Below are 20879 nucleotides of genomic sequence, written 5' to 3' on the forward strand. Positions count from 1 at the left end.
GCGCGGCTCGGGAGCGGAGAAATCCGCTCCCGGCATCGCCATCAGCGCTCGAGAAGAATCCGCAGCATGCGCCGCAGCGGCTCGGCCGCGCCCCACAGCAACTGGTCGCCCACGGTAAAGGCGCCCAGGTAATGCGAGCCCATGTTCAGCTTGCGCAGGCGACCTACCGGAACGCTGAGGGTGCCGGTGACGGCGGTCGGAGTCAGCTCGCGCATGCTGATCTCGCGCTGGTTCGGCACCAGCTTGACCCATGGGTTGTGCTGGCTGATCAGCCCTTCGACATCGGACAGCGGCACGTCCTTGTTCAGCTTGATGGTCAGCGCCTGGCTGTGGCAACGCATTGCGCCGATGCGCACGCAGATGCCGTCCACCGGGATCGGGTTCTTGAACCGCCCGAGAATCTTGTTGGTCTCGGCCTGCCCCTTCCACTCCTCGCGGCTCTGGCCATTGGGCAGCTCCTTGTCGATCCACGGGATCAGGCTGCCGGCCAGCGGCACGCCGAAGTTTTCCGTCGGGAAGGCTTCGCTGCGCTGCATCTCGGCGACCTTACGGTCGATGTCCAGGATGGCGCTGGCCGGGTTGGCCAGTTCGTCGGCCACGGAGGCTTCGATGGCGCCCATCTGCTTGATCAGTTCACGCATGTTCTGCGCGCCGGCGCCGGAAGCCGCCTGGTAGGTCATGGCGCTCATCCACTCGACCAGGCCGGCCTCGAACAGGCCGCCGAGGCCCATCAGCATCAGGCTGACGGTGCAGTTACCGCCAATGTAGTTCTTCACCCCGCCGTCGAGCTTCTGATCGATCACCTTGCGGTTGACCGGGTCGAGCACGATCACCGCGTCGTCGTCCATGCGCAGGCTGGAGGCGGCATCGATCCAGTAGCCCTGCCAGCCGGCTTCGCGCAGCTTGGGGAAGACTTCGCTGGTGTAGTCGCCGCCCTGGCAGGTGAGGATCACGTCCAGACCTTTGAGCTCGTCGATGCTGTAGGCGTCCTTCAGCGGAGCGACGTCCTTGCCCACGTCGGGGCCCTGGCCACCGACGTTGGAGGTGGTGAAGAACACCGGTTCGATCAGGTCGAAGTCCCGCTCTTCCAGCATCCGCTGCATGAGCACGGAACCGACCATGCCGCGCCATCCGATCAAACCTACACGTTTCATCGCAACCGTACCTTTATTGTCGAAATCGCCCGCCGAATCGCGGCGGGCCGAAGAGATTAACGCCTGAAACCTCAGAGTGCACGCAGTGCCGCGACCACCGCATCGCCCATCTCGGCGGTGCCGACCTTGCGCATTCCGGCGGAATGGATGTCGCCGGTGCGCAGGCCCTGGTCGAGCACCTTGCTGACCGCCTGCTCGATGGCGTCGGCCGCCGTGGTCTGGTTGAAGCTGTAGCGCAGCATCATGGATACCGAGAGGATGGTCGCCAGCGGGTTGGCGATGCCCTGCCCGGCGATGTCCGGCGCGGAACCGTGGCACGGCTCGTACATGCCCTTGTTGCTGGCGTCCAGCGAGGCCGACGGCAGCATGCCGATGGAGCCGGTGAGCATCGAGGCTTCGTCGGAGAGGATGTCGCCGAACATGTTGTCGGTGACGATCACGTCGAACTGCTTGGGCGCGCGGACCAGTTGCATGGCGGCGTTATCGACATACATGTGCGACAGCTCGACCTGCGGGTAATCCTTGGCCACTTCCTCGACCACTTCGCGCCAGAGCTGACTGGAGGCGAGCACGTTGGCCTTGTCCACCGAGCACAGCTTGTTGCCGCGCACGCGCGCCATGTCGAAGCCGACGCGCGCGATGCGGCGGATTTCGCTCTCGCTGTAGGGCAGCGTGTCGAAGGCCTTGCGCTCGCCGTTCTCCAGGGTCTCGGTGCCACGCGGGGCGCCGAAGTAGATGCCGCCGGTGAGTTCGCGAACGATCAGGATGTCCAGGCCGGAAACCACTTCGGGTTTCAGCGACGAGGCGTCGGCCAGTTGCGGGTAGAGGATCGCCGGACGCAGGTTGGCGAACAGGCCCAGTTGCGAACGGATCTTCAGCAGGCCGCGCTCGGGACGGATGTCGCGCTCGATCTTGTCCCACTTCGGCCCGCCGACCGCACCGAGCAGCACCGCATCGGCCGCACGGGCGCGCGCCAGGGTCTCGTCGGCCAGCGGCACGCCATGCTTGTCGATGGCGGCGCCGCCGATCACGTCTTCGATCAGTTCGAAGCCCAGGCTGTACTTCTCGTTGGCCAGGTTCAGCACCTTGACCGCCTCGGCCATGATTTCCGGACCGATGCCGTCGCCAGGGAGAACCAGAATCTGCTTGCTCATGCTTTTCTCTCGTTGGGTGCCGCCTGGCACCGGTAAAAAATCAACGTTCGGCCCAGATCAGCAGTACGTCGGTGCTGAAGGAGCCGTCGTCGGCAATCTCGAAATACTCGCGAACCTCGTCGCCCACCGCCTGCTGCATCGCCCGGATCGCCGCGCGGAACACGTCCGGCGTGCGCATGCGTTCGACCCAGGAGCTGTACTCCAGGCGCAGGCGCTGGCGGCTGCACGCGGTCACCACCAGACCGGCCTCGCCGAGCTGGCGGGTCCACTCGGAGGGCGAATAATCGCGTACATGGCTGCTGTCGCGCAGCACTTCCACCGTTTGCAGATGCGTATCGAACAACGGCAGGCCGGGCGCCGCGACATCGACGAAGGCGGCCACGCCGCCCGGCTTGAGCACCCGGCGCACTTCGCGCAGGGCCTGGCCGAGATCACTCCAATGGTGCGCGGAGTAGCGGCTGAAGACGAAATCGAAGCGGGCATCGGCGAACGGCAGGTGCTCGGCCGCGCCGCATTGGGTGCGGATGTTGCCCAGGCCGCGCTCGCCGGCGGCCTTGGCCACCACGTCGAGCATGTCCTGCGACAGGTCGTAGGCGACCACTTCGGCCACCGCCGGTGCGACATGGAACGCCACGTGGCCGGCGCCACAGCCGAGATCGAGCAGACGCGCATCGGCGCGGCCGGCGACCGCGGCCTGGAGGGCGGCGAATTCGCTGCCCTGCGCATGCACCGCGCTGTTCAGGTAGGCGTTGGCCTGTTCGCCGAACTGCGTCTGCACCACCTGGGAATGGGCTTTCTGATTCACGTCGTGACTCCGCGTAGAGGGCAAGGTGCGCATGGCGCACCTTACGGCGCGCCGCTTACTTGATGGCGCCGAACAGCCAGGGCTGGCGCTGCTGGTGACCGGCCTCGAACTGCTTGATGGCATCGGCGTCCTGAAGAGTCAGGCCGATGTCGTCGAGCCCGTTGAGCAGGCAATGCTTGCGGAAGGCGTCGACCTCGAACGAATAGCTCTTGCCGTCCGGTCGGGTCACCGTTTGCGCGGCCAGGTCGACGGTCAGCAGGTAGCCCTCGGTGGCCTCGACCTGCTCGAACAGCTCGTCGACTTCCTCGTCCTTCAGGATGATCGGCAGCAGGCCGTTCTTGAAGCTGTTGTTGAAGAAGATGTCGGCGTAGCTCGGCGCGATCACGCTGCGGAAGCCGTACTCGTCCAGCGCCCAGGGCGCGTGCTCGCGGGAGGAACCGCAGCCGAAGTTTTCACGGGCAAGGAGCACGCTGGCGCCCTGGTAGCGCGGGAAATTCAGCACGAAATCCTTGTTGATCGGGCGCTTGCTGTTGTCTTGGTTCGGCTGGCCGATATCGAGGTAGCGCCACTCGTCGAACAGGTTCGGCCCGAAGCCGGTGCGCTTGATCGACTTGAGGAACTGCTTGGGGATGATCTGATCGGTGTCGACGTTGGCGCGGTCGAGCGGCGCGACGAGACCGGTGTGCTGGGTAAAGGCTTTCATGTCTGCTTCCTCAGGCCTGGATCAATTCGCGAACATCGATGAAACGGCCGGTCACCGCGGCGGCGGCGGCCATCGCCGGGCTGACCAGATGGGTGCGCCCACCGGCGCCCTGGCGGCCTTCGAAGTTGCGGTTGGAGGTGGAAGCGCAATGTTCACCGCTGCCGAGCTTGTCCGGGTTCATCGCCAGGCACATCGAGCAGCCGGGCTCGCGCCATTCGAAACCGGCGTCGAGGAAGATCTTGTCCAGCCCCTCCTCCTCGGCCTGCTGTTTGACCAGCCCGGAACCCGGAACCACCATCGCCTGGATCACGTTGGCCGCGACCTTGCGGCCCTTGGCCACTTCGGCGGCGGCGCGCAGGTCTTCGATCCGCGAGTTGGTGCAGGAACCGATGAACACGCGGTCCAGCTTGATATCGGTGATCGCCTGGTTGGCGGCCAGGCCCATGTACTTGAGTGCGCGCTCGATCGAATCGCGCTTGACCGGATCGGCCTCGCGCGCCGGGTCAGGCACGTTCTGGTCGACGGCAAGGACCATCTCCGGCGAGGTGCCCCAGCTGACCTGCGGCTTGATGTCCTCGGCACGCAGCTCGACCACGGTATCGAAATGCGCGTCGTCGTCCGACACCAGGTCGGCCCAGGCCGCCACGGCCTTGTCCCAATCCTCGCCCTTGGGCGAATACGGGCGGCCCTTCACGTAGTCGATTGTCTTCTGGTCCGCGGCGACCATGCCGACGCGGGCACCGGCCTCGATGGACATGTTGCAGATGGTCATGCGGCCTTCCATCGACAGATCGCGGATCGCGCTGCCGGCGAATTCCAGCGCATGGCCGTTGCCGCCGGCGGTGCCGATCTTGCCGATCACCGCGAGGACGATGTCCTTGGCGGTCACGCCGAAGGGCAACTTGCCTTCGACGCGCACCTGCATGTTCTTCATCTTCTTGGCGATCAGGCACTGGGTGGCGAGCACGTGCTCGACTTCCGAAGTGCCGATGCCGTGTGCCAGCGCGCCGAACGCGCCATGGGTCGAGGTGTGCGAGTCACCGCAGACCACGGTCATGCCCGGCAGGGTCGCGCCCTGCTCCGGGCCGATCACGTGGACGATACCCTGGCGCACGTCGTTCATCTTGAATTCGAGGATGCCGAAGTCGTCGCAGTTCTCGTCCAGAGTCATCACCTGGATGCGCGAGACTTCGTCGGAGATCGCCGCAAGGCCGCCCTGTCGCTCGGTGCGGGTAGTCGGCACGTTGTGGTCGGGCGTGGCGATGTTGGCGTCGATGCGCCAGGGTTTGCGACCGGCCAGGCGCAGGCCTTCGAACGCCTGCGGCGAGGTCACCTCGTGAAGGATGTGGCGGTCGATGTAGATCAGCGACGACCCATCGTCGCGCCGCTTCACTTCATGGGCTTCCCAGAGCTTGTCGTAGAGCGTCTTGCCGGCCATTTCGGTTGTTCCTCATCGGTACTTTTCTATGCCGGGGTGGCGATGCATGAAAACCCACCTGGCTTGTAGGGCGAATGCTAAAGGGAGCGCCTGGATAACTCCAATTCATCTTTTTCATCAGGCGCATTCCCGCGGGGAATGACTTGAGCTATAACGCCAGGAAAAGCCGCAAAGCGCGCGCTCAAGGGATCTGCCGTGGACCTCGCCAACCTCAACGCCTTCATCGCCGTCGCCGAAACCGGCAGTTTTTCGATAGCCGGTGAACGCCTGCACCTGACCCAACCGGCGGTAAGCAAGCGCATCGCCGCCCTCGAGCAGCAGCTCAAGGTGCGCCTGTTCGACCGCCTAGGCCGCGAAGTCAGCCTCACCGAAGCCGGTCGCGCGCTGCTGCCGCGCGCCTATCGCATCCTCAACGTGCTCGACGATACGCGCCGCGCGCTGACCAACCTGAGCGGCGACATCAGCGGCCGGCTGACCCTCGCCACCAGCCATCACATCGGACTGCATCGCCTGCCGCCGCTGCTGCGCGCCTTCACCCGCGCCCATCCGCAGGTGGCGCTGGACATCCAGTTCCTCGATTCGGAAGTGGCCTACGAGGAAATTCTCCATGGCCGCGCCGAGCTGGCGGTGATCACCCTGGCGCCGGCCACGGCGGCGCCGGTGAAAGCGGTGCCGGTATGGAGCGACCCGCTGGATTTCGTCGCCGCGCCCGAGCACCCGCTGGCCTTGAAGCAGCAGATCAGCCTGGAGGACGTCGCCAAGCACCCGGCGGTGTTTCCCGGCGGCAACACCTTCACCCATCACATCGTGCAGCGGCTGTTCGAGGGCCAGGGGCTCACGCCGAACATCGCCATGAGCACCAACTACCTGGAGACGATCAAGATGATGGTGTCCATCGGACTGGCCTGGAGCGTGCTGCCGCGGACCATGCTCGACGAGCAGGTGGCGCGTCTGCCGCTGGGCGGTATCCAGCTCAATCGCCAGCTGGGCTATATCCTGCACACCGAGCGAACGCTGTCGAACGCGGCAAAAGCCTTCATGGCCCTGCTCGACCGCAGCGCCGATGGTTGCGCTGGCGTCAGGACGGACGCTAACGTAGCCACATAATGGCATTCTGCCGCTGCACGACCCTGTCGCGTGGCCGCCAGCACCAAGAAGAATCGCGATGGCCGACAAGCGCCGCTTCCCCAATCCTCGCATCGTTCCGCAAGACTCGCCTGGCTTCGACGATATCTGGCACGACGCGCCTCTGCTGCTGGCGGCGCTGGACGGTGCGCACCTCGGCATCTGGTACTGGTCCGTCGACAGCGGCGAACTCCATGCCTCGCCGAGCGCGCTCAGGCTATTCGGCCTCGATGGCAGCGGCCGGGCGGGCGCCGTCGATTACCTGAGCCAGGTGCCGGACGAGGAACAGGGCGAGGTCCTGGCGATCTTCCAGGCGCTGGCCGAAGGCAGTGCGCAGACCTATCGCCACCGGATGCACCGCGCCGACGGCGGTCTGTACTGGCTGGAACTCGGTGGCAGCCTGCGCCAGCGCGAAGACGGCCGCCTTCTGCTCGGCGTATGCCGCGGCATCGACGAGCAACAGGCGCGCGAGGAAGCGCTGATCAGTTCAGAGCACCGCTTCTCCAGCCTGTTCGAGATGAGCCCGGACGCGATCTTCCTGGTGAAGTACCCCGACGGGCTGCTGATCGAAACCAACCACCAGTTCAAGACCCTGTTCGGCTGGAGCCGCGCACAGACGCAAAACCGCACCACCCAGGACATCGGGCTGTGGGTCAACCTGGCGCAACGGGACTTCATCATCCGCAGCGTCTCGCTGACCTCGGACCCGGTGATCCAGGAGGTCCAACTGCGAACCCAGGACGGCCGCGTGCTCGACGGCACGCTGTCCTGCAAGCACCTGGAAATCCACGACGAGCCCTTCCTGCTTTGTACCTTCCTCGACACCAGCGAGCGCAAACGCGCTGAATCCGCGCTGCGCGCCAGTGAAAACAAGTTCGCCAACGCCTTCCTCAGCAGCCCCGATGCGGTGGTGATCACCGAACTGCTCAGCGGGCGCTTCCTCGAGATCAATCCGGGCTTCGAGCGCCAGTTCGGCTGGAGCAAGGCCGAAGCCCTCGGCCGCACCTCGATGGACCTGGGCATCTGGAGCGACCTCAGTGAACGCCAGCGCATGCTCGAAGCCCTGAAGCAAGGCCATTTCCGCGACCTCGAGGCACACCTTTACCATCGCGATGGCCGGCGAAGCATCAACCTGCTGTACGGCGGGGAGGTGGAACTCGAAGGCCAGCGCTGCCTGGTGCTGACGGTGCGCGACATCACCCGCCAGCGCGAACAGGAGCAGGCGCTGAAAGTCAGCCAGGAACGCCTGCAACTGGCGCTGGAATCCGCCTCCCTGGGCACGTGGAACTGGCACATTCCGAGCGACGCGCTGTACGGCTCCGCGCGCTCATCGGCGCTTCACGGGCTCGCCGAGCAGCCCTACCAGGGCAACTTCCAGGACTTCTTCAGCAGCGTCTATCTGGACGACCGGATCAAGATCCGCAAGACCTACCGGGCGCTGCTCGCCAGCCGCCGCACCGAGTACCAGAACGTCTACCGCACGCGCCTCGCCGACGGGCGCCTGCGCTACCTGGAAAACACCGCCAAGCTCTACCGCGACGAGCGTGGCAAGCCGCTGCGCATGGCCGGCATCCTGGTCGACATCACCGACCGGGTGGAGCGCGAACAACGCCTGGCGGCCTCGGAGGAGAAGTTCGCCACCCTGTTCGAGGCCAGCCCCGATCCGATCTGCGTGAACTGCGTGGACCCAGGCACCTTCATCGAAATCAACCCGAGCTTCACTGCCACCTTCGGCTGGAAGCCCGAGGACGCGGCCGGCAAGAGCGCCGAGCAGCTGAATTTCTGGGCCGACCCGGAACAGCGCCAGCGGCTCTATGAGCGCATTCAAACCGAACGCGAACTGACCAACATCGAAGCGCACTTCCGCACGCGCGCCGGCCAGGAGCTGACCTGCGTGATCTCCAGCCGCTTCATCCATGTCGACGGCGCGCTGTGCATCACCACCACCTTCCGCGACATCACCAAACGCAAGCGTGCCGAAGCCGCGCTGAAGGCCAGCGAGGAGAAGTTCGCCAAGGCGTTCCACTCCAGCCCGGACGCCATCACCATCAGCGAGCGCGACAGCGGCCGCTACATCGAGGTCAACGAGGGCTTCACCCGGCTCACCGGCTACCGTGCCGACGAGGTCATTGGCAAGAGCGTGTTAGAGCTCGACATCTGGGCCGACCCCGCCGAGCGCGAGGCGATGATCGAGACGCTGAAGCGCGATGGCCGGGTCAAGCACCAGGAGCTGCGCGGCCTGCATCACAACGGCGAGATTCTCACCTTCGAGGTGTCGGTAGAGCCCATCGAGCTGAACGGCGTGCACTGCCTGCTGCTCACGGCGCGCGACATCAGCCAGTTGAAGGCCGCGCAGGCCCAGGTGCAGCACCTGGCCTATCACGATTCACTGACCAACCTGCCGAACCGCGCGCTGCTGATGGACCGCCTCAAGCAGCAGATCGCCCTGCTCCGCCGCCACGGCATGCGCGGCGCGCTGATGTTCGTCGACCTCGATCACTTCAAGCACATCAACGACTCCCTCGGCCACCCGGTCGGCGACGCCGTGCTGAAGATGATCACCGCACGCCTGGAAGCCAGCACGCGCCAGGAGGACACCGTCGCCCGCCTGGGCGGCGACGAGTTCGTCGTGCTGCTGTCCGGGCTGGAGGGCGAACGCGGCGAAGTCACCCGCCGGGTCCGGCAGATCGCCGACAAATTGCGCCGGCTGCTCGCCGAACCCATGTTGCTCGACGGCCAGCGCCTGCAGGTGACGCCGAGCATCGGCATCGCGCTGATTCCCGATCACGGCAGCACCCCGGCGGACCTGCTCAAGCGCGCCGACATTGCCCTGTACAAGGCCAAGGAACAGGGGCGCAACGCCATCCAGCTGTTCCGCAGCAGCATGCAGGAAGCCGCCAGCGAACGTCTGCGCCTGGAAAACGACCTGCGCCTCGCACAGGCACGCAACGAATTCGACCTGCACTTCCAGCCGCAGGTGGACGCCCGCAGCGGCCGCATCGTCGGTTCCGAGGCGCTGTTGCGCTGGGAGCATCCGACGCTGGGGCCGCGCCCACCGGGGCAGTTCATCCAGATCCTGGAGGAAAGCGGGCTGATCTACGAAGTCGGCGGCTGGGTGCTGCAGCGCGCCTGCGAGGTCTGCGCCGAGCTGCTGCGCGACGGACTGATCGATGCGCAGCGCTTCAGCCTGTGCATCAACATCAGCCCGCGCCAGTTCGGCCACAGTGACTTCGTCGCCCGTGTCGAACGCTGCCTGGAACAGAGCCAACTGCCGGAAACCCTGCTGAAGCTGGAGATCACCGAAAGCATCGTGATCCAGAACCTCGAGGAGACCATCGGCAAGATGCTGCGCCTCAAGCGCCTGGGCCTGACCTTCGCGATGGACGATTTCGGCACCGGCTACTCGTCGCTGACCTACCTCAAGCAGCTACCGGTGGACATGCTGAAGATCGACCAGTCGTTCGTCCGCGACGCGGTGAACAACCCCAGCGATGCGGAAATCGTCCGCGCCATCATCGCCATGGCGCGCGCACTGGGCCTGGAAATCCTCGCCGAGGGCGTCGAGCAGAAGGACCAGCTCGCGCTTCTCCAGCGCCAGGGCTGCCATCTCTATCAGGGCTACCTGTTCAGCAAGCCGCTGCCGCTGGAGCGGTTCCGCGAACTGCTGAAAAGCGCGGCGCCGGCCGACTGACCCAGAGCGGAAACGGCGGGCAAGAAAAAGGGGCGCCGCGGCGCCCCTTTTCGTCTTTGACGATGACTCAGCTGTTCAGCGCCGGACGCTCGCTGGCGATCGGAATGCGCTTGGCCTTCGCTTCTTCCGGTACGACACGCAGCAGGTCGATGCTGAGCAGCCCGTTGGCCAGTCCGGCCGATTTCACTTCGATGTGGTCGGCGAGGCGGAACGACAGCTTGAAGCCACGCTGGGCGATGCCCTGGTGCAGGAAGGTGACGTTTTCCTCGCTGCGCTCGCGCTTGCCGCCGCTGACGGTCAGTACGCCGCGCTCGACCTGCAACTCGAGATCGGACTCCTGGAAACCGGCCGCAGCGATGACGATGCGGTACTGGTCGTCGGCGTGCTTCTCGACGTTGTAGGGTGGGTACGAGCTGCCGGCGTCATTGCGCAGGGCCGACTCGAAGAGATCGTTGAAACGATCGAAACCGATGGATTGGCGGAACAGTGGAGCCATGGAAAGAGCAGTACTCATGTCGAATCTCCTGAATAATCAGCAAGTGGTAAGTGGCGGAAACCCGTCTTCGGCATCCCCGCGAGAACCAAGATGAGGACGCAGAAAACGATTTCAAGCTCGCCGAAAAATACCGTTCGTCAGGAAATCTTCAGGACGAAAACAGTCGCAGCACCCAACGCCCTGCTGGACTTGGGTGGTCGCTGAGTTGGAGGGAACTCAGGCGATTCGCATCGCCGGCAGCGCCTTCGGGTCCACGCCGAGCAGGCGGTCGATCAGGGGGCAGTCGCTCTCCCGGCGGATCGCGCCGAACAGCTCCACCGCCTCGGGATAGCTGCGCATCAGCATGGCCAGCCACTGCTTGAGGCGCCCCGGCGCATAGCGCGGCGACAGCTTGCGCCGTGCCTGCACCCAGAACGCGCGCAACAGCGGCAGCAGCTCGCTCCAGGTCATCGGTTCGACCGCTCGCCCGGCCTCCGCCGCGGCGATCTGCCGGGCGAGATCCGGGCAGGAAACCAGTCCGCGACCGAGCATGATGTCGCGCGCGCCGCTGATCTCGCGGCAGCGCCGCCAGTCCTCCAGCGTCCAGATATCGCCGTTGGCGTACACCGGTACCGGCACCACCTCCTGCACGCGCGCCACCCATTCCCAGTGCGCCGGCGGCTTGTAGCCCTGCACCTTGGTTCGCGCATGGACCACGATCTGCGCGGCGCCAGCATCCGAAAGCGCCCGCGCGCAATCCAGCGCGACATCGGGGCTGTCGAAACCCAGGCGCATCTTAGCCGTGACCGGAATCGCCGCCGGCACGCCGCGGCGAACCTCAGTGACGATCGCGTGAAGCAGCTCGGGCTCCCTGAGCAACACCGCACCGCCGCGCGACTTGTTCACGGTCTTCGCCGGGCAGCCGAAGTTGAGGTCGATCACCGGCGCGCCCAGGCCACAGGCGAAGGCCGCGTTGTCGGCCAGGCAGGCGGGATCGGAGCCGAGCAGTTGCACCCGCATCGGCGTGCCGGACGGCGTGCGCGAACCGTCGCGCAGTTCCGGCGCCAGCTTGTGGAAGTGCGAGGCGGGCAACAGCCGGTCGCTGACGCGGATGAACTCGGTGACGCACCAGTCGACGCCGCCGACGCCGGTCAGCACATCGCGGAGAATCTCATCGACCAGCCCCTCCATGGGCGCCAGGGCGATCTGCATAACGGCGGTCTCGCGGAAAAAGTCGCGTAGTTTACGTGCCCCGTCCGGGCGGGCACAGGGGCCGGGAGCTATCGCCGGCGCCGGCTGTCTGTGTAGACAGGACATGGAGAATCGACGATGAACCTGCAAAGAAGCCTGCTTGCCGCGCTGCTCACGGTTTCCTGCGGACTGGCCACGGCCAGCCCGCCACCGGCGATGGGGAACGGCGCGATGGCGCCGCCAGCGGAAAACCCGGCGCCCGATTCGCCGGCACGGCTGATCGTAAGTCGCGACGAGGAAGGGCTGAATGCCTGCACGGTAGACCTGTACGTCCAGAGCCAGATGGCGGCACAGATACCGCCGGGCGAACAGGTGGTGCTGGAAGTGGCGGCCGGCGATATCGCCCTGAGCGTCGCACAGGCCGGCTCGGCGCTGTGCAAGCCGGACCAGGCCCAGGTCAGCGTACAGTCGGTGCTTCTGCAGCCGGGCGAGACCCGCGGCTACAAGGTGATGCAGAACGCGTCCGGATTCTTCCTCTCGCCGCAGATCGAGTGACTCAGCCCCTGGCGGCGGCAGGAAGCAGCGCGCGCCCGTAACCCTCGACGAACTCTGCAGGCATTCGCTTGGGGCGGCCGGTGGACAGTTCGATGCAGACGAAGGTGGTCTGCGCGCGCAGCAGCACGCTGGCATCGCTGCCCCGTATCAACTGGAAGTGCCGGTTCATACGCAGGCGCTGATCGGATTCGACGATCCAGGTCGCCATGCGCAGCTCGTCGCCCTCGTAGGCAGCGGCCAGGTAATCGATCTCGTGCCGCACCACGGCCATCGCCCGGTCGAGCCGGCGGTACTCGGCCAGGTCCAGACCCAGGCTCTGCGAATGGCGCCAGGCGCAGCGCTCCAGCCAGCTGACGTAAACCGCATTGTTGGCGTGGCCGAGGCCGTCGATGTCTTCGGCGGCGACCTGGATGTCGGTCAGGAAAGGCTCGGGGAAATCCCAGTTCACGGTTCGACTCCCGGTTGGCAAAGACTGCGAGTCTAGCGGTTGCGATGCGCCGAACGAAAATCCGGCGACAGAAAAACAAAAGGGCCACCCAATGAGGGGTGACCCTTAACATCCCGTAAGACACGGGTAAAAAAATGGCGTCCCCTAGGGGACTCGAACCCCTGTTACCGCCGTGAAAGGGCGGTGTCCTAGGCCACTAGACGAAGGGGACGAAACCTTCGAAAAACAAGGCCAGCACCTGGCTGGCCTTGTCCGTGAATTGGTGGAGCTAGACGGGATCGAACCGTCGACCTCTTGCATGCCATGCAAGCGCTCTCCCAGCTGAGCTATAGCCCCGGATTTATCGTCTCTCGACTCGCGGCGCCGAAACGTCGCTGCTGGAATAATGGCGTCCCCTAGGGGACTCGAACCCCTGTTACCGCCGTGAAAGGGCGGTGTCCTAGGCCACTAGACGAAGGGGACGCAAGCCCTTCTACAACATCAACCAGTTCGTGAACTGACCGTGGCAAATTGGTGGAGCTAGACGGGATCGAACCGTCGACCTCTTGCATGCCATGCAAGCGCTCTCCCAGCTGAGCTATAGCCCCGTCTCGAGGACGGGGCGCATAGTAGGTAAGGACCTTGGGGCTGTCAACAGTATTTTTGCCGACTTTGAAAATTTTCCGCCATAAGAACAATTACTTAAAAGCGAAGGTGGCAGAAAGGCGACTGCGACATCCACGCCCGTCAGGCGATCGCCGCGAGCAGCTTCTCCCATTCCTTGGTTTCTTTCTTCGACACCCCGCCCAGCAGCTCCAGCGCCTGGCGCAGGCGGAAGCGGGTCAGGTCCGGGCCGAGGATCTCCATGGCATCGAGCACCGACACCGAACTGGCCTGGCCGGTGATCGCCGGGAACATCAGCGGCATCAGATCGCGCAGTTTGAGCTGCAGCGATTCGGCCACCGCCTGGATGCAGCCGGTGATGCGCTCCTTCTCCCACTGGCGCAGCGCTTCGAGCTTCCACAGCACCAGTTGCATCACCTGGCGCACCTGATCGGCGGACAGCTTCTTGTGCTCGAACAGGCTCGCGTCCAGGTTCAGCCCGCCGGAGAAGAAGAACCCGGCCAGCGGCGCGATCTGGCTCAGGGTTTCCACCCGGCCCTGAACGTGCGGAGCGATCTTCATCAGGTAGTCGGGATTCAGCGCCCACTTCTGCACTTCGGCGGCGAAACGCTCCACCGGCAGTTCACGCAGCCACTGGCCGTTGAGCCAGGAGAGCTTCTCCAGATCGAAGATCGGCCCACCGAGCGACACGCGGTTGACGTCGAAATGCTCGATCATCTCCGCGAGGGAGAATTTCTCGCGCTCGTCGGGCATCGACCAGCCCATGCGCCCGAGGTAATTGAGCATCGCCTCGGGAAGGAAGCCCATGCGCTCGTAGAAGGTGACCGAGGTCGGGTTCTTGCGCTTGGACAGCTTGCTCTTGTCCGGATTGCGCAGCAGCGGCATGTAGCACAGCGCCGGCTGCTCCCAGCCGAAGTATTCGTACAGCTTGATCAGCTTGGGCGCCGACGGCAGCCACTCTTCGCCACGCAGCACGTGGGTGATGTTCATCAGGTGGTCGTCGACGACGTTGGCGAGGAAGTACGTCGGCAGGCCATCGGTCTTCATCAGCACCTGCATATCCATGCGGTCCCACGGAATCTCGACGTTGCCGCGCAGCATGTCCGGCACCACGCAGATGCCTTCGCTGGGCACCTTCATGCGGATCACGTGGGGCTCGCCGGCGGCCAGGCGCCGCTGCACCTCCTCGTCGGAGAGCAGCAGACCGCGACCGTCGTAGCGCGGCGTCTCGCCGCGCGCGATCTGCTCGGCGCGCATCTGGTCGAGTTCTTCCGGGGTGCAGAAGCAGTAGAAGGCATGGCCTTTCTCGACCAGCTCCAGCGCGTACTTGCGGTAGATCTCGCCGCGCTCGCTCTGCCGGTAGGGACCGTGCGGGCCGCCGACGTCCGGACCCTCGTCCCACTCGATGCCGAGCCAGCGCAGGGCGTCGTAGATCTGCTGTTCGGATTCGCGCGTCGAGCGGACCTGGTCGGTGTCCTCGATGCGCAGGATGAACTGGCCGCCGTGCTGGCGCGCGAAACACAGGTTAAACAGGGCGATGTAAGCGGTGCCGACGTGCGGATCGCCAGTGGGCGACGGCGCGATGCGGGTACGGACGGTGGTCATGGCGTCTCTCGAAACGGGGGGCGGAACGGAGGGTCGATCAAAGCCGCGATGTTAACAGGCGTGCGGCGGATGGCTCCAGCAAGCGACCGTTCTCAACCGGCAGGTGGGTCATCAGGAAATCAAGGAAGGCCTTGACCTTCATCGCCTGGAAGCGCCGCGACGGATACAGCGCGTAAAGCTCGCCCATCGGCAGGCGTGCATCCGGCAGCAGCTCGATGAGCTGCCCGGAGCGGACCTCCTCCTCGCACATCATCATCGGCAGCGCCGCGATGCCGGCACCGGCCAGGGCCGCCTCGCGACCGAAGCTGATGTTGTTCGAGGAAAGCACCCGATGGCAGGGAATGTTCTGCCCGAGTATCGGCCAGTAGCGCGGAGAGTCGTGCGGCATCAGGATCGCCCGGTGGGTGGCGAGGTCCGCTTCGTTCCGCGGCGTACCGTTGAGTTCGAGATACAGCGGGCTTGCGCACAGGCGCCGGGGGTTCTCGCAGAGCATCCGCGCGATCAGGCTGGAATCCTGCGGCTGGCCGATGTGGATGACGATGTCGACGCCCTCCTCCACCGGATCGACCTGGCGCGAGGTGAGCTCGACCTCGGCGATGATCTGCGGGTTGTCGCGCATGAAAGCGCCGAGCAGGCGCCCGAGGAACAACTGGCCGAACTCGATCGGCGCGGTGATTCTCAGCAGACCGGAAGGGTCCTTCTGCAACTGGGTGACCGCCTGCTCGGCCTCGGCGAAGTCCAGCATGATCTGCCGGCAGCGCTCGTAGTAGGCCTGCCCGACTTCGGTCAGCCTCAGCTTGCGGGTGGTGCGGTTGAGCAGGCGAACGCCGAGGCGTTCCTCGAGCAGCGCGATGCGCCGGCTGACGGTGGATTTCTGCATGCCCAGGCTCTGCGCGGCCTGGGTGAAGCTGTGGTATTCGACGACCCGGGTAAAAATCAGCGCATCATCAAGACCCATTATTGTTCCCTATACGCAACAAATTTCGGAAGTGTAGCGGCTATATGCCATTCGGGAACACTGGTAGATTCTTCTCCCCAAATTCCAAGAATCGCCTCGAGCCCCGCCCCATGCCCGCGCAACTCAAACGCCGCCTGTTCGTTTTCCTGCTCCTCGTCGCCCTCGTCGTCGGCGCCTTCTTCGCTCACTGGTGGCTAATCGGCCGTTTCCACGAACACACCGACAACGCCTACGTTCAAGGCGAGATCACCCGTATTTCCAGCCAGGTGAGCGCGCGGGTCGTGGAAGTGCTGGTCGACGACAACCAGCAGGTGAACAAGGGCGACCTGCTGATTCGCCTGGAGCCGGACGACTTCCAGCTGGCTCTGGAACGCGCCCGCGCCACCCTCGCCACCCGCGAGGCCGAGCGCGCGCAGGCGCAGAGCCGGCTGACCCAGCAGGGCAGCCTGATCGCCGCCAGCGAGGCGGAGGTCGCCGCCAGCCAGGCGACACTGGGGCGGACGCAGGTCGACCTGTCGCGCGCGCAAGCGCTGCGCAAACCCGGCTACGTCTCCGAAGAACGCGTCACCACGCTGTCCGCCGACAGCCGCGTGGCACGCTCGCAGATGGCCAAGGCGCAGGCGGACCTCGCCGGGCAACGCCAGCAGGTGGAGGCCCTGAACGCCGACCTCAAGCGCCTCGACGCACAGATCGCCAGCGCCCGCGCGGACCTCGCCCAGGCCGAACTGAACCTCACGCGCACCGAAATCCACGCCCCGGTCTCCGGGCTGGTCGGCCAGCGCAGCGCCCGCGCCGGGCAATACACCCAGGTCGGCAGTCACCTGCTGGCGCTGGTGCCGGACGAGGCGATCTGGGTTCAGGCCAACTTCAAGGAAACCCAGATCGGCAAGATGGCGCCGGGACAGAAGGCCGAACTGACCTTCGACAGCTTCCCCGACGCGCCCATCGAAGGCCGTTTGCAGAGTTTGTTCGCCGCCTCCGGCGCGCAGTTCAGCCTGCTGCCGCCGGACAACGCCACCGGCAACTTCACCAAGGTGGTGCAGCGCATCCCGGTGAAGATCGCCATCCCCGCCGACAACCCGCTCAAGGGGCGCATCCGTCCGGGCATGTCGGTGGACGTCGACGTCAGCCTCCAGGCCGCCGAATAGCGTGGCCGGCGATCAACTGATCCGGCCGACCGGCGAGCCCAGCCGGCGCGACTGGATCGCCGTGATGAGCGCCATGCTCGGCGCCTTCATGGCGGTGCTCGACATCCAGATCACCAACTCCTCGCTCAAGGACATCCAGGGCGCGCTGTCCGCCACCCTGGAGGAAGGTTCGTGGATTTCCACCTCCTACCTGGTGGCGGAAATCATCATGATTCCACTCACCGCCTGGCTGGTGCAGCTGCTCTCGGCGCGCCGGTTGGCGGTGTGGGTGTCGCTGGGATTTCTCGCCTCGTCGCTGCTCTGCTCGATGGCCTGGAACCTTGAGAGCATGATCGTCTTCCGCGCGCTGCAGGGCTTCACCGGCGGCGCGCTGATTCCTCTGGCGTTCACCCTCACGCTGATCAAGCTGCCCGAACACCACCGCGCCAAGGGCATGGCGCTGTTCGCCATCACCGCCACCTTCGCGCCCTCCATCGGCCCGACGCTGGGTGGCTGGCTGACCGAGAACTGGGGTTGGGAATACATCTTCTACATCAACGTGCCGCCCGGCTTGCTGATGATCGCCGGGTTGCTCTACGGGCTGGAGAAGAAGGCGCCGCACTGGGAGCTGCTGAAGACCAGCGACTACGCCGGCATCGTCACCCTGGCCATCGGCCTCGGCTGCCTGCAGGTGTTCCTCGAGGAAGGCCACCGCAAGGACTGGCTGGAGTCCTCGCTGATCGTCGGCCTGGGCTCCACCGCGCTGGTCAGCCTGATCCTGTTCGTCATCCTGCAGGTGTCCCGCCCGCATCCGCTGATCAACCTCGGCATCCTGCGCGAGCGCAACTTCGGCCTGACCAGCATCGCCAGCCTTGGCATGGGCCTGGGGCTCTACGGCTCGATCTACCTGCTGCCGCTGTACCTGGCGCAGATCCAGAACTACAACGCGCTGCAGATCGGCGAAGTGATCATGTGGATGGGGTTGCCGCAGCTGGTGCTGATTCCCTTCGTGCCCAAGCTGATGAAGGTGATCCCGCCGAAGCTGCTGTGCGCTGCCGGTTTCGCCCTGTTCGGTTTCTCCAGCTTCGCCTCGGGCGTGCTCAACCCGGACTTCGCTGGCGACCAGTTCCACCCCATCCAGATCATCCGCGCCCTCGGCCAGCCGATGATCATGGTGACCATCTCGCTGATCGCCACTGCCTACATCCAGCCGCAGGACGCCGGCTCGGCCTCCAGCCTGTTCAACATCCTGCGCAACCTCGGCGGTGCGATCGGCATCGCCCTGCTCGCCACGCTGCTGGACAGCCGCACCAAGGTCTACTTCGACTACCTGCGTGAGGCCGTGGTGCCGAGCAACCCGCAGGTCGCCGAACGCCTGAACCTGCTGACCGGGCAACTCGGCAACGAAACCGCGGCGCTGGGCAAGCTCAACGAGATCGTCCACCAGCAGGCGGCGATCATGGCCTACAACGACGCCTTCCACTGCGTGGGCATCGCGCTGGGCATCAGCATGATCGCGGTACTGCTGACACGCGCGCTGCCCAAGGGCATGCAGGGCGGTGGCGGTGGGCATTGACGGCGTGCGGACGGCGGGCCGTGCCGGCCCGAGCGACGAAGGCACGCTGAGATGGTGGACTGAAGGTGGTGGGCTGAAGGTGGTGGGCTGAAGGTGGTGGGCTGAAGCCCAGCCTACGGGCGACGCCGGGGGCGCAGGCGAACCGGTCAGACCTGCAGCAGGCGCTCGCGCAGCTTGTGGATCTCGTCGCGCATCTGCGCGGCGGCTTCGAACTCGAGGTCGCGGGCGAGCTGCATCATCTTTTCCTCCAGCGTGCGGATGCGCTTGTTGATCTCGCTCGGTGAGCGCAGCTCGTTTTCGTAGCGCGCGCTTTCCTCCGCGGCCTTGGCTTCGCCGCGACGCTTCTTGCTGCGCGATCCCGGCACGGTGGCGCCCTCGAGGATGTCCTGAACGTCCTTGGTCACCCCGCGCGGGACGATGCCGTTGGCTTCGTTGAAGGCAATCTGCTTGTTGCGTCGACGCTCGGTCTCGTCGATGGCGCGCTGCATCGAGCCGGTGACGTTGTCGGCGTAGAGAATCGCCCGGCCGTTGAGGTTGCGCGCGGCGCGGCCGATGGTCTGGATCAGCGAGCGCTCGGAACGCAGGAAGCCTTCCTTGTCGGCATCGAGGATCGCCACCAGCGACACCTCGGGCATGTCCAGGCCCTCGCGCAGCAGGTTGATCCCCACCAGCACGTCGAAGGTGCCGATGCGCAGGTCGCGGATGATCTCCACGCGCTCCACGGTGTCGATGTCCGAGTGCAGGTAGCGCACCCGCACGCCGTGGTCGGCGAGGTAGTCGGTGAGGTCTTCGGCCATCCGCTTGGTCAGCGTGGTGACCAGCACGCGCTCGCCGATGGCGACGTTCTTGGTGATTTCCGAAAGCAGGTCGTCGACCTGGGTGGTCGCCTTGCGGATCTCGATCTGCGGGTCGACCAGCCCGGTCGGCCGCACCACCTGCTCGATCACCCGCCCGGCATGCTCCGCCTCGTAAGGCCCGGGCGTGGCGGAAACGAAGATGGTCTGCGGGCTGATCGCCTCCCACTCGTCGAAGCGCAGCGGCCGGTTGTCCAACGCCGACGGCAGGCGGAAGCCGTACTCGACCAGGGTTTCCTTGCGCGAACGGTCGCCTTTGTACATGGCGCCGACCTGCGGCACGCTGACGTGGGACTCGTCGATCACCAGCAGCGCGTCGGCCGGCAGGTAGTCGAAAAGGGTCGGCGGCGCCTCGCCAGGACCGCGCCCGGAGAGGTAGCGCGAGTAGTTTTCGATGCCGTTGCAGTAGCCCAGCTCGAGGATCATCTCCAGGTCGAATCGGGTGCGCTGCTCCAGCCGTTGCGCCTCCACCAGTTTGTGATTCTCTCTCAGGTAATCCAGACGCTGCTTGAGCTCGGCCTTGATGTTCTCCACCGCGCCCAGCAGCGTGTCACGCGGCGTGGCGTAGTGGGTCTTGGGGAAGAAGGTGAAGCGCGCCAGCTTGCGAATTACCTCGCCGGTCAGCGGATCGAAGGCCGACAGGCTCTCCACCTCGTCGTCGAACAGCTCGATACGCACCGCTTCGAGGTCCGATTCCGCCGGGAACACGTCGATCACGTCGCCGCGCACGCGGAAGGTGGCGCGGGCGAAGTCCATCTCGTTGCGCGTGTACTGCAATTCGGTGAGCCGACGCAGCAGCTCGCGTTGGTCGAGCTTGTCGCCACGGTCGACGTGCAGGACCATCTTCAGGTAGGTCTCGGGGCTGCCCAGGCCGTAGATGCACGACACCGTGGTGACGATGATCGCGTCGGAACGCTGGATCAGCGCCTTGGTCGCCGACAGGCGCATCTGCTCGATGTGGTCGTTGATCGAGGAATCCTTCTCGATGTAGGTGTCCGACGACGGCACGTAGGCCTCGGGCTGGTAGTAGTCGTAGTAGGAAACGAAGTACTCCACCGCGTTGTTCGGGAAGAACGCCTTGAACTCGCCATACAGCTGCGCGGCCAGGGTCTTGTTCGGCGCCAGCACCATGGTCGGTCGCTTCACCTGGGCGATCACGTTGGCGATGCTGAACGTCTTGCCGGAGCCGGTCACCCCGAGCAGGGTCTGGTGCGACAGACCTGCCTCGATGCCTTCGACCATCTGTCGGATTGCCTCGGGCTGGTCGCCAGCGGGCTGAAAGCGGGTAACCAGTTGGAACTCGGACATGTGGACCTCGAAGCGGGTGGAAGCGAAACGCGCGAAGGTGACGACGATCACCCCGTAGCGGGAAATTTCCCCGATAACGGCCGTCGATGATATCGCGAGTAGCGGACTC

Annotated in this window: 16 protein-coding genes and 4 tRNA genes; 5 read left to right on the forward strand and 15 right to left on the reverse strand. The window is 65.3% G+C overall.

What is annotated here, in order from left to right; all coding sequences use genetic code 11:
• Positions 1-41 precede the first annotated feature (41 nt).
• From asd to leuC, 5 genes are all read right to left on the reverse strand, one after another.
• On the reverse strand, positions 42-1154 hold the full coding sequence (gene asd, locus QMX85_RS04070; protein ID WP_282338931.1) for an aspartate-semialdehyde dehydrogenase: 1113 nt from the start codon (positions 1152-1154) through the stop codon (positions 42-44).
• 71 nt (positions 1155-1225) lie between these two features.
• Positions 1226-2308 (reverse strand): 3-isopropylmalate dehydrogenase, encoded by a 1083-nt coding sequence (gene leuB, locus QMX85_RS04075; protein ID WP_282338932.1) that lies wholly within the window; start codon positions 2306-2308, stop codon positions 1226-1228.
• A gap of 40 nt (positions 2309-2348) precedes the next feature.
• On the reverse strand, positions 2349-3113 hold the full coding sequence (locus QMX85_RS04080) for a class I SAM-dependent methyltransferase (RefSeq protein ID WP_282338933.1): 765 nt from the start codon (positions 3111-3113) through the stop codon (positions 2349-2351).
• A 55-nt stretch (positions 3114-3168) separates the two neighbouring features.
• Positions 3169-3816, reverse strand: coding sequence for a 3-isopropylmalate dehydratase small subunit (gene leuD, locus QMX85_RS04085; RefSeq protein ID WP_282338934.1), 648 nt, complete (start codon positions 3814-3816; stop codon positions 3169-3171).
• Positions 3817-3826: 10 nt separating this feature from the next.
• On the reverse strand, positions 3827-5254 hold the full coding sequence (leuC, locus tag QMX85_RS04090) for a 3-isopropylmalate dehydratase large subunit (protein ID WP_282338935.1): 1428 nt from the start codon (positions 5252-5254) through the stop codon (positions 3827-3829).
• A 195-nt stretch (positions 5255-5449) separates the two neighbouring features.
• Here leuC and QMX85_RS04095 point away from each other — a divergent pair, with 195 nt between their 5' ends.
• Both QMX85_RS04095 and QMX85_RS04100 read left to right on the forward strand, forming a co-directional pair.
• The gene (locus QMX85_RS04095) at positions 5450-6361 is read left to right on the forward strand and encodes a LysR family transcriptional regulator (RefSeq protein WP_282338936.1); all 912 of its coding nucleotides are present in this window, start codon (positions 5450-5452) and stop codon (positions 6359-6361) included.
• Between the two features lie 58 nt (positions 6362-6419).
• Positions 6420-10070, forward strand: a complete 3651-nt coding sequence (locus tag QMX85_RS04100) for a PAS domain S-box protein (RefSeq protein WP_282338937.1) — start codon at positions 6420-6422, stop codon at positions 10068-10070.
• A 67-nt stretch (positions 10071-10137) separates the two neighbouring features.
• On the opposite strand, the gene QMX85_RS04105 is transcribed toward QMX85_RS04100, so the two are convergent.
• Together QMX85_RS04105 and QMX85_RS04110 are read right to left on the reverse strand one after the other, a co-directional pair.
• Positions 10138-10584 carry an Hsp20 family protein gene (locus tag QMX85_RS04105; RefSeq protein ID WP_090230347.1) on the reverse strand — a complete coding sequence of 149 codons (447 nt, stop codon included), beginning with the start codon at positions 10582-10584 and terminating at the stop codon, positions 10138-10140.
• A 198-nt stretch (positions 10585-10782) separates the two neighbouring features.
• The gene (locus tag QMX85_RS04110; protein WP_282338938.1) at positions 10783-11757 is read right to left on the reverse strand and encodes a tRNA-dihydrouridine synthase; all 975 of its coding nucleotides are present in this window, start codon (positions 11755-11757) and stop codon (positions 10783-10785) included.
• A gap of 117 nt (positions 11758-11874) precedes the next feature.
• On the opposite strand from QMX85_RS04110, the gene QMX85_RS04115 reads away from it, so the two are divergent.
• Positions 11875-12291 (forward strand): hypothetical protein, encoded by a 417-nt coding sequence (locus QMX85_RS04115; protein WP_090230352.1) that lies wholly within the window; start codon positions 11875-11877, stop codon positions 12289-12291.
• A 1-nt stretch (position 12292) separates the two neighbouring features.
• Here QMX85_RS04115 and QMX85_RS04120 read toward each other — a convergent pair whose 3' ends face one another.
• From QMX85_RS04120 to QMX85_RS04150, 7 genes are all read right to left on the reverse strand, one after another.
• Complete coding sequence (locus QMX85_RS04120) at positions 12293-12739, reverse strand: thioesterase family protein (protein WP_282338939.1); 447 nt, start codon at positions 12737-12739, stop codon at positions 12293-12295.
• Positions 12740-12874: 135 nt separating this feature from the next.
• Positions 12875-12950, reverse strand: a tRNA-Glu gene (locus QMX85_RS04125).
• A gap of 49 nt (positions 12951-12999) precedes the next feature.
• Positions 13000-13075, reverse strand: a tRNA-Ala gene (locus QMX85_RS04130).
• 50 nt (positions 13076-13125) lie between these two features.
• Positions 13126-13201 (reverse strand) — tRNA-Glu (locus tag QMX85_RS04135).
• 49 nt (positions 13202-13250) lie between these two features.
• Positions 13251-13326: transfer RNA gene (locus QMX85_RS04140), tRNA-Ala, on the reverse strand.
• A 139-nt stretch (positions 13327-13465) separates the two neighbouring features.
• Entirely contained in the window at positions 13466-14947 is a 1482-nt protein-coding gene (gene gltX / locus QMX85_RS04145; RefSeq protein WP_090227469.1) for a glutamate--tRNA ligase, read from the reverse strand.
• A 37-nt stretch (positions 14948-14984) separates the two neighbouring features.
• Positions 14985-15905 carry a LysR family transcriptional regulator gene (locus QMX85_RS04150; RefSeq protein WP_282338940.1) on the reverse strand — a complete coding sequence of 307 codons (921 nt, stop codon included), beginning with the start codon at positions 15903-15905 and terminating at the stop codon, positions 14985-14987.
• A 110-nt stretch (positions 15906-16015) separates the two neighbouring features.
• On the opposite strand from QMX85_RS04150, the gene QMX85_RS04155 reads away from it, so the two are divergent.
• Together QMX85_RS04155 and QMX85_RS04160 are read left to right on the forward strand one after the other, a co-directional pair.
• Positions 16016-17053 (forward strand): HlyD family secretion protein, encoded by a 1038-nt coding sequence (locus QMX85_RS04155; RefSeq protein WP_282338941.1) that lies wholly within the window; start codon positions 16016-16018, stop codon positions 17051-17053.
• Between the two features lie 61 nt (positions 17054-17114).
• Positions 17115-18608: an MDR family MFS transporter gene (locus tag QMX85_RS04160; protein ID WP_282338961.1), complete on the forward strand. Its 1494-nt coding sequence runs from the start codon at positions 17115-17117 to the stop codon at positions 18606-18608.
• A 146-nt stretch (positions 18609-18754) separates the two neighbouring features.
• Here QMX85_RS04160 and uvrB read toward each other — a convergent pair whose 3' ends face one another.
• Positions 18755-20770, reverse strand: coding sequence for an excinuclease ABC subunit UvrB (gene uvrB / locus QMX85_RS04165; RefSeq protein ID WP_282338942.1), 2016 nt, complete (start codon positions 20768-20770; stop codon positions 18755-18757).
• Positions 20771-20879 lie beyond the last annotated feature (109 nt).

This window comes from Pseudomonas sp. PS02288 (genome assembly GCF_029959715.1).
Lineage (GTDB): Bacteria > Pseudomonadota > Gammaproteobacteria > Pseudomonadales > Pseudomonadaceae > Pseudomonas_O > Pseudomonas_O kuykendallii.